This is a genomic window from Actinomyces sp. HMSC065F12 (genome assembly GCF_001814535.1).
Lineage (GTDB): Bacteria > Actinomycetota > Actinomycetes > Actinomycetales > Actinomycetaceae > Pauljensenia > Pauljensenia radingae_A.
This window is the reverse complement of the sequence record NZ_KV816950.1, coordinates 1-3,144: the sequence shown is the minus strand read 5'-3', so window position 1 is coordinate 3,144 and position 3,144 is coordinate 1. Positions and strand designations below refer to the sequence as shown.

Annotated in this window: 2 protein-coding genes; one reads left to right on the top strand and one right to left on the bottom strand. The window is 53.7% G+C overall.

Annotation, left to right across the window (positions count from 1 at the left end; translation table 11 throughout):
• Positions 1–126: 126 nt before the first annotated feature.
• Positions 127–2,454 (top strand): glycoside hydrolase domain-containing protein, encoded by a 2,328-nt coding sequence (locus tag HMPREF2975_RS02330; protein ID WP_070725530.1) that lies wholly within the window; start codon positions 127–129, stop codon positions 2,452–2,454.
• Here the strand turns inward: HMPREF2975_RS02330 and HMPREF2975_RS02325 are convergent.
• Positions 2,451–3,068, bottom strand: a complete 618-nt coding sequence (locus tag HMPREF2975_RS02325) for a hypothetical protein (RefSeq protein WP_141757255.1) — start codon at positions 3,066–3,068, stop codon at positions 2,451–2,453. The genes HMPREF2975_RS02330 and HMPREF2975_RS02325 overlap by 4 nt on opposite strands.
• Positions 3,069–3,144: the final 76 nt, after the last annotated feature.

Below are 3,144 nucleotides of genomic sequence, written 5' to 3'. Positions count from 1 at the left end.
TCTACTCAAACGGAACAAAACCTGGGACACTTCAGTTATGAAACCTGCCGCCTCGAAGCCCTTACTACGGGCAGGAAAAATTCCTTGCCCCTTTTTCCAACACAACGATTTCTTGAAGGAGGAATCATGGCAGACGAAATGGTCCTTATGACCCAGCAGTGGCTTAACGCTACCTACAAGAATCGGACCGGGTTTGGTTCGGTCAGTGAGGACGGGCAGACCGGTTGGAATACGGTCAACGCCCTGATTCGTGCGTTGCAGATCGAGCTTGGGATCACCGCGACAGCGAATAACTTCGGGTCGGGCACGCAAGCAAAGTTCAAAGCGAAATGGCCAAGCGGTATTGCTAAGAATGACAAGAGCGCGAACGTGCATGGCATTATCCAGGGCGCGCTGTGGTGTAAGGGGTATTCGGCTGAGTATGGCGGTATCACCACCAAGTTCACTGACAACGTGGCGAGCTCGATCGTGAAGCTTAAAAGCGATATTGGTATCGGCGGGTCGAGCTCGACGATTGATCTGGAACTGATGATGGCGCTGCTGTCGATGAAACAGTTCAAACTCTTATCGGACTATGGTGGCAAATCCTCTATCCGTTCGATCCAGCAGACAATCAACCGTAAACACAAGGCCTACACCGGGATTTTGCCTACTGATGGCTTGTACGGGCGAGAGATGAACACCGGGCTTATCCAGGTGCTACAGAAACTGGAAGGCTTCACCGCCGCTGAGGCGACCGGTAACTTCGGTAACGGCACTCGTAGCCGTCTGCAAACAATCAGTTCGGGTAGTGGTGATTGGGTGTGGCTGGCGAGTGCTGCCCTGGTGTGTAACGGGCATGCCAGCTCAGTAACAAGCACCTGGGACTCTGGTCTTGCTTCTCAGTTGCGCACATTCCAAAACGCTTATGCCCTACCTGTTACTGGCGTGGTGGATCCGACCACGTGGATGAGCCTGCTGACCTCTAAAGGTGACCCGAACCGCGCGTGTGTCGCGTGTGACACCCGCTTCGAGATCACTGACGAACTCGCGGAGCATCTCAAAACAGACGGGTACAAGATTGTTGGCCGTTACCTCACGGAACCCGGTCAGGAAGGCATCGCCGAGAAGGACTATTTCAAAGCAATCCGCACCGGCGAGCTTAAACGCATTGTTAGTCATGGCTTGCAGTACTTCCCGATCTTTCAGGAATACTCCACCAAGCTCTCCCACTTCACCGCTGACACTGGGGAACGTCACGCGCAGGAAGCACAAGCAGCCGCCCAGCGCCTTGGGATTCCAGCCACCGTTATTTACTTCGCGGTGGACTACGACGCGACCGACCCTGAAGTCACCAGCAACATCCTGCCGTACTTCAAGGCCGTGACCCAGAATCTGGGTGGTGGGTACCGTGTTGGTATCTACGCCTCACGAAACATCTGCACCAGGGTCGCTGAGGCAGGCTACAGCGTGGCTTCGTTTGTCTCCGACATGTCCACCGGGTTCTCCGGTAACCTCGGATTCCCCATCCCAAACAACTGGGCGTTCGACCAGTTCCACGAGATCAGCGGATACCACAACAAATGGGACCTCGACCGAGTGGCTTACTCTCGACGTATTCCAGCCTGTTCCACCGTACGTACTGCGAATTCAGGTGGAAGTAGCCAAATTGCAGATAGCTTTGCTCGGTGGATCCGCACAGTGGAAGACAGGTATGACAGCTATTATTCTTCGAACTTTGCCCAGTCTGCTCCGCCACGAGAAGCGGGTATGTACGCCCTTGGATGGTTAAGGAAACCAAAGTACTGGTCAGATGGATACCTGAAGGGAGCTATGTGGAGGACATACACGCCTGAAGACGACACCACCTACAGAGCGACGGTCGAAAACATTTGTTCCAGTATGAATGCCGATATCCGAACACAACTCACTTCGGAAGACCTAGCTCACTTCGCAGCCACTTATCTTGGCTATCACCTATATGGATCCGATATCCCGTTGAATAAGTGCGGCAACGGCGATTTGGGGGGCTGGGCACTGGATCTCCTGCAAATCTGGGGAGCGTTTTTGAGATCAGGCACAACAGACACCATGGAGTCGTGGATGTCACGGCATCTTGGTGTTCCAGCGGATACGTGGGGTTTTTCCGATGAGGATTTGCTGGCGGATGCGGATGCCTTCTTGCTGGCACACTCCTACTGGCGTGGATCTGAGAAACTCTCTGATGCGCTCACCAATCTGCGCTCCATGCCTGCAAAAATCCGCGCATTCGAGTTTTACCAGAATCGTTTTGGTGGATCTGTCGACAATGTACGTGCCGCTTTCTGGGATCTCATCAACGACTACCGGGGCACCACAGTCCCACTTCTGGGCGGACCTTTGACCTGGGCTTCTCATGCTGATCGTCTACCTGACAAAGATGAGTCTGACAGGCTCGCTGCTCTGTACGCCGAGAAGCTAGGGGAAACTGTCTAGTGTGAGCATGTGAAGCGTGCTGGAAGTTCGGTGTCGGGCTCGATCCCTATGTTGCCATGGGTTACCAGTGTTCCGACGCCGGACTTCCAGGCCACCTCCCACTCACGGTCAGGCACACTATCAGCACCATTGCGTGACCATGCGTATGCAGTCGGGGTTGGGATTCCCCATACAGAACGGGAGATAAAGAACCTTCCAGATTCGTTGTCAGTAGCTCCTGAATGTATCGAGTAGATCACGCGGCACTCTTCGCTTTCCCCTGACGAGGGGACGTACCGGTAATCGGCCATAACGATCAGGAATCCAAGAGCCAGGAACAGATATATGATGATCGGTCCCAGGGGTAAAAGAGCCAAGAAACGCTTGGATGTGTTGCCTGTTGTGTGTTCATTCCTGATGAGGCGCACCATCAGGCAAACTGACATTGCCGTTGCACACAGGCACAGACAAACAATTGCCCACAGCACGTTGATGGGTTTGCCGAAGATCACGACAGGTGTTCCAGAATAGACACCAGTATTGGGGAGAAGAACACACAAAGCGAGCAGACCGTACGCCGCAAGGACAGCGATCCACTGCAATAGCGCGGACACTCTTCCGACCCAACGACTCATGCATCCAATCGTATCAAGATGCAGATGTCATTCACTAGACAGCGGCGTACCTTACATATTTTGAGCGCGAAAGTGG

Bases quoted from the DNA above. Each gene is read 5' to 3' on its own strand.
- HMPREF2975_RS02325 (WP_141757255.1), bottom strand. From the start codon at position 3,068: ATGAGTCGTTGGGTCGGAAGAGTGTCCGCGCTATTGCAGTGGATCGCT.
- HMPREF2975_RS02330 (WP_070725530.1), top strand. From the start codon at position 127: ATGGCAGACGAAATGGTCCTTATGACCCAGCAGTGGCTTAACGCTACC.